The sequence below is a fragment of the Streptomyces recifensis genome (assembly GCF_002154615.1).
Taxonomy (GTDB): domain Bacteria; phylum Actinomycetota; class Actinomycetes; order Streptomycetales; family Streptomycetaceae; genus Streptomyces; species Streptomyces griseoluteus.
In genome coordinates this window covers 1-1504 of the sequence record NZ_MUNH01000223.1, presented here as the reverse complement: position 1 = coordinate 1504, position 1504 = coordinate 1, and the positions used below count along the sequence as shown (strand labels likewise).

2 protein-coding genes and 1 pseudogene are annotated in these 1504 nt (G+C 68.8%); all 3 read left to right on the top strand.

Annotated elements, in window-relative coordinates; all coding sequences use genetic code 11:
• Positions 1–193: 193 nt before the first annotated feature.
• A pseudogene (locus CCN33_RS13470) lies at positions 194–967 on the top strand (DUF5753 domain-containing protein); the annotation flags it as partial.
• Complete coding sequence (locus CCN33_RS13465) at positions 964–1221, top strand: DUF397 domain-containing protein (protein ID WP_030816380.1); 258 nt, start codon at positions 964–966, stop codon at positions 1219–1221. The pseudogene CCN33_RS13470 and the gene CCN33_RS13465, both read left to right, overlap by 4 nt.
• 35 nt (positions 1222–1256) lie before the next feature.
• The coding region (locus tag CCN33_RS13460; RefSeq protein ID WP_208621746.1) for an SAM-dependent methyltransferase at positions 1257–1504 on the top strand (248 nt) is incomplete at its 3' end.

Here is a 1504-nt window from a genome sequence, read left to right as displayed (position 1 = left end):
GTGGGGGTCACGATGATTGCCTTCCGTGAGGCGGTCACTCAAGTAACTATGCTCGCAACCGAGTTCAGGCTGCAACCGACTCCCTGATAATTACAGAGAGCCGCTATCCGTCTGGTTGATTCACCAACTCCCTGTCACACTCTTACGAGTGACAGCCCATCAGGAGGTAGGGCGTGAGTGAAGGCCGTTCNNCTCGCTGGAGGAGGCGGCGCGGGCGCTCAGGGTCACGGCGCTGACCATCCGCCGGCTGGAGAAGGCCGAGGTGGCGCTCAAGCCCCTCTATGTCGAGAAGCTGCTGGAGACGTACGGAGCCGGCCGGCAGGAGCGGGACGAGTTCGTCGCCTTCGCCGAGCGGGCCAACGAGCCCGGGTGGTGGCACGCCTACCGCGACGTGGTGCCGGGCTGGTTCAGCGCGTACGTGAGCCTGGAGACGGGCGCGAAGACCCTGCGCACCTACGAGCCGCACTATGTGACGGGTCTGCTCCAGACCCACGCGTACGCGCGCGCCGTACTCGCCGGCGGCTTCCCGAACGAGGGCGACGAGGACCTGGCACGCCGGGTGGACCTGCGGCTGCGCCGCAGCGCCCTGCTGGAGCGCGCGGACTCGCCGACGCTGTGGGTCGTGATGGAGGAGGCCGTGCTGCACCGGGTGGTGGGCGGGCCGGAGGTGATGCGGGAGCAGATCGACCGGCTGCTGGAGTTCTCCGAACTGCCGCATGTCAGCGTCGATGTGGTGCCGTTCACCGCCGGCGCCCATGTGGGGGCGTGCGCGCCGTTCACGTACTTCCGGTTCGAGGAGCCGGAGCTGCCGGACATCGTCTACAGCGAGATCCTCTCCGGCGCGATGTACCTGGACCAGCGCTCCGACGTCGTCGCCCATCTGGAGGCGCACAACCGCATGTCCCTGCTGTCCTCCGACGCGCAGAGCAGGGCACTCCTGAACCGCATGCGCAAGGAGTACTCATGACCACCATCGACGGCCGGGGCCACGCCTACAACGGGATGCCCGCCTCCGACCTGGGCGAGCAGGGCTGGGAGTCGCCGTGGAGCGGCCCCAACGGCGGCCAGTGCGTGCAGACCAAGCGACTCGCCGACGGCCGGGTGGCGCTGCGCCAGTCGACCGACCCCGCCGGACCGGCGCTGATCTACACCCCGGAGGAGATCACCGCGTTCGTCGCGGGGGTCAAGCGGGGCCTCGCCGACCATCTGACCAACGGCTGACTTCTCCCCCCACGCAGACACCGAAAAGGGACAGGATGACCAACTCACACGCGGCGCGGGACATCGACACGAGCAGGCCCCACTCCGCCCGGATGTACGACTACTACCTGGGCGGCAAGGACCACTTCGAGATAGACCGGGAGGCGGGGGAGGCCGCGGCGACCGCCTACCCGGGCATCTTCGAGTGCGCCCGCCAGAACCGGGGCTTCATGCACCGCGCCACCCGGGTCCTGGCCCGGGAGCACGGCATCCGGCAGTGGCTGGACATCGGCACCGGCATCCC

Excerpts from the sequence above, each read along its gene's own strand:
- CCN33_RS13465 (WP_030816380.1), top strand. The coding sequence starts at position 964 with ATGACCACCATCGACGGCCGGGGCCACGCCTACAACGGGATGCCCGCC.